Source organism: Dietzia sp. SYD-A1, assembly GCF_015356725.1.
Classification (GTDB): Bacteria; Actinomycetota; Actinomycetes; order Mycobacteriales; family Mycobacteriaceae; genus Dietzia.
On the sequence record NZ_JADDKI010000537.1, the window covers coordinates 1 to 3,879 of the forward strand.

The following is a 3,879-nucleotide window of genomic DNA, read 5'->3' on the forward strand; positions in this document are numbered from 1 at the left end:
AGTATTTGAGGGTTTGGGAGCCACTGGATATTGAGGTTGGGAGCCACCGTTATTGGCGTTGAGAGCCGGTGGCCGATGGGGTGGGAGCCACCGGCTCTCGTGCGCCGGTCCCGGGGGTTAGTTCACGGCGGTGTGTTCTCGCATGTTGAAGGTGCCGGTTTCGATCCAGAGGGTGTTGTGGACGATGCGGTCCATGATGGCGTCGGCGTGGACTCCGGAGCCGAGGCGCTGGTGCCAGTCCTTCTGGGCGTACTGGGTGCAGAACACCGTCGAGGCGTGTCCGTAGCGGCGCTCGAGGAGTTCGAGCAGCATGCTGCGCATGCCCTCGTCGGGCGGGTCGAGGAGCCATTCGTCGAGCACGAGCAGCGTGAAGGCGGCGTACTTCTTCAAGAACGTCGTCTTGCCGTTCGGCTTGTCTTGCGCCAACGCCCACGCCTCGGCCAGATCCGGCATCCGAATGTAATGCGCCCGGATTCGGTGGGTGCAGGCCTGCTTGGCCAGAGCGCACCCGAGGTAGGACTTGCCGGAGCCGGTGAAGCCCTGGAAGACGACGTTCTGGTGCCGGTCAATGAACGAGTAGGCACCAAGCTGGGCGATCACGCCCTGGTCCAGGCCGCGCTCGTGGAGCATGTCCAGCCGCCTGAGGTCGGCGTTCGGATAGCGCAGGCCGGCTCGCCGGATCAGGCCCTCGACTTTGGCGTGGGTGTACGAGGAGTGGGCCTCGTCGACGACGATCTTGACCTGGTCTTCGAACCCCATTCCCAGCATGAGGGTTTCATCGCGGGCCTCGAACGCCTCCAACAGAGAGGTGGCGCCCATCTCGCGCAGCTTGCGGCGCGTCTCGGGATCGAGCCGGGTCATCGGGCACCTCCTGCGGCGTAGTAGTCGGCTCCACGCACATATCCGCCGGCGTCCTGGGCGGGCCGGTCCTGGCTGGCCCTGCCGGTCGGTGGTGCGGGTTTGTCCTGCCCGGTTTCCAGGATCGGGCGCAGGTGGGCGTACCGCGGAGAGCGGATCGGCCCGGCCAACGCGATCCGGCACGCTGTCAAGCCCCGGGTTTTGTAGAGGGTGGTTATCTGGTGTCGATGAGGTCGTCGACGGGCTCTGGTAGTGGTTCGACCGCGGCGTGTTGGGCTTCATACTCGGCCGGTGGGACGTAGCCGATCTCGCCGTGGATCCGTCGATGGTTGAACCAGTCGATGTACTCGGCGACGGCGATCTCGAGATCCTCGATGTCGCGCCACGGCCCCTTGTGGCGGTTGCGGATGAGCTCGGCTTTGAACAGGGAGTTGAACGCCTCCGCCAGTGCGTTGTCGTAGGAGTCGCCGCGTGAGCCCACCGAGGCCACCAGGTCCTGCTCGGCGAGCCGCTCGGTATAGCGCAGTGCCCGGTACTGGACGCCGCGGTCGCTGTGGTGAATCAGTCCGCTGAGGTCGCCGCCGGCGTGTGTGCGCTGCCAGATCGCCATGTTCAACGCATCCAGGGCCAGGTCGGTGTAGAGATTCTTCGACAGCTGCCACCCGACGACCATCCGCGAGTAGACGTCGATGATGAACGCCGCGTACACCCACCCGGCGTATGTGCGGACGTAAGTGATGTCGGCAACCCACAGCTGGTTTGGCCGCTCGGCGACGAACTTACGTTCCACCAGGTCAGCGGGCCGCTCAGTCTCAGCCCTTGGCCGGGTGGTGCGCGGCGACTTGGCCCGCTGGACCCCCCTTGAGGCCTTCGGCTCTCATGAGGCGTTCAACGGTGCAGCGGGCGACCTGGTGGCCGGCGCGGCCCAGCTCCTTCCACATCTTGCGGGCACCGTACACGTGGTAGTTCTCCTCGTACATCGTGGTGATCGCGGCCGTGAGCTCAGCGTCGCGAACCGAGCGTGCCGACGGCGGTCGGGTTTTGGCGGCGTAGTAGGACGAAGGCGCGATCGCGGCGCTGGTCTCGGACAGTGCGTCGCAGATCGGCTGGACACCGTGCTCGTCCTTGTAGCGGTCGATGAACTCGACCTTCAACGCTGTGGACGGTCCAGCTCCGCGATGCTCCTATGTCAAGCCCCGCTCACGCCGCCTGAAGTGCAGGGATCGGAGTGTGTGGCGCCGCAGTTTTAGGCGGCGATGTGGCCTCGGGCACGGGCCGTGCTTCGTCGGCCCGCATCGCGGCGAACACCCGGTCCGATATTCGGCGGCGGAGCAGTCGCAATGCCTCGGTTCGGGTCTTGCCGGCGGCGATGAGCTTGTCGTAGTAGTCGGTGCCATCGCCACCGAGCCGCACCTGGGTCACCGCGGCCATGTGCAGCGCGGTGTTGATGCGCCTATTTCCGCCCCGTGACAGCCTGACGCGGACCTTATTGCCAGACCACACTGGGATCGGGGCCGTGCCATTGAAACGGGCGTAGGCGTCTTTGGACTTGAACCGCCTCACCCCGGCGGTCTCGCCGACGATCATGGCTGCTCCCAGCACCCCGAGGCCCGGCACATCAAGCAGGTGCGAATGATCGGCGCGCACCAGCTTGCCCAATCGGCTCTCGATCTCGTTGATCCGCCGGGTGAGGGACCGGATGTCCTCCAGAATGTCGCGGGCTATCTCCGGCACCACCCCGGTCAGGCCGTCCAGGTAGGCGATCAGCTCCTCGAGAAGGTGAAAGCGACGCAGCGCCCGGGACGGTATCTGCAGGTCAGGGTCGATCTCGTGCAGGAACCAGCGGACCTTGGACTGCAGGGCGGTACGGCGAGCGACCAAGCTGCGACGGTGGTCAGACAGCAGCTTGATCTCCCGCGCCGGCCCCGGCAACTCGGCCGTGGGCAAGTCACCTTCCCGCAGAGCAACACGCGCCACGGCCTCCGCGTCGATCGGGTCGGACTTGCCGGGTTCACGACCCGACCGGCGCATCCCCGCCATCAGCCGGGTGTGGACTCGCACCACCTTGTGCCCGGCATCGAGCAGGTCGGCTTCCAGACGACGGGTCAGGTGCCGGCAGTCCTCGACCGCGATGCTCACCTCCTCGAACTGCTCGAGCCAGGTCATGATCTTCTGATGCCCAGCCGCCCGAGCCTCAACCGTGAGGACATCGATTCTCCTGCCGACCTCGTCGACCGCAACGAGCGTGTGCCAGTTCTTGTGGGCATCAATTCCGATGACAGTCACCGCGGACCTCCTCCTGATCCGTTGCCGTACGTTCGGCACCGCCGCTCGAGGTCGGGCACGCCTCAGTCGGGCAGGACGAGCGAGCAAGCTCCTATCAGGCCACGGCCTCGAACAGCGATGCACACCCGGTGGAGCGGCACATCGCGGACAAGCCACCTACGGCAGCAAAAAAACGAGCCAACCCCACCGGGCACCATCATTTTTGTACTGAAGCGAAGAAAGCCGACGCCTGCTTCAAGATCGTGTTCGCCCGCCGCAGCTCGCGGTTCTCCTTCTCCAGCTGGGCCAGGCGGGCGTCGCGATCGGCGGACACCGACGAGGCGTCTTGGCCCTCGGCCTGAGCCTTACGCACCCAGGTCCGTAGCGCTTCGCGGTGCACGCCGAGCTGCTCGGCGACCCGCACGATCGCACCGTGTGAGCGATCGGGGTCGGCCAAGGCTTCCAACGCCATTCGTGTGGCTCGTTCACGAAGCTCGTCTGGGTACTTGCGAGGTGCTCCCATGGTTCCAATGATCCCTTCCCGGGTAATTGATGTCTCCATCAAACCCGGGGCGATTCAGGTCGAGGCCCTTTCAGGATCGGATGTAGTGGTACTTCCAATCCTTCAGGGCCTCGACCCTCTCGTCTCCCTACCGCCTCACCGGCGTGTCGTCCTCACCCACGCTCAGATGCTAAGAGCCCAATAACGGTGGCTCCCAACCTCAATATCCAGTGGCTCCCAAACCCTCAAATACT

At 65.2% G+C, this 3,879-nt stretch carries 5 protein-coding genes; all 5 read right to left on the reverse strand.

All coding sequences use genetic code 11. From position 1 onward, the window contains the following. Positions 1–117: 117 nt before the first annotated feature. Entirely contained in the window at positions 118–861 is a 744-nt protein-coding gene (locus IY392_RS16570; RefSeq protein WP_194861816.1) for an ATP-binding protein, read from the reverse strand. A 211-nt stretch (positions 862–1,072) separates the two neighbouring features. After that, positions 1,073–1,651: an IS3 family transposase gene (locus tag IY392_RS16575; RefSeq protein WP_228549544.1), complete on the reverse strand. Its 579-nt coding sequence runs from the start codon at positions 1,649–1,651 to the stop codon at positions 1,073–1,075. A 19-nt stretch (positions 1,652–1,670) separates the two neighbouring features. Beyond that, a complete protein-coding gene (locus IY392_RS16580; RefSeq protein ID WP_194861817.1) occupies positions 1,671–2,012 on the reverse strand; it encodes an IS3 family transposase in 342 nt (113 codons plus the stop codon). 46 nt (positions 2,013–2,058) lie between these two features. After that, positions 2,059–3,144: an IS110 family transposase gene (locus IY392_RS16585; RefSeq protein WP_194861818.1), complete on the reverse strand. Its 1,086-nt coding sequence runs from the start codon at positions 3,142–3,144 to the stop codon at positions 2,059–2,061. Positions 3,145–3,340: 196 nt separating this feature from the next. Next, a complete protein-coding gene (locus tag IY392_RS16590; protein ID WP_309234205.1) occupies positions 3,341–3,685 on the reverse strand; it encodes a transposase in 345 nt (114 codons plus the stop codon). Between the last annotated feature and the right edge of the window lie 194 nt (positions 3,686–3,879).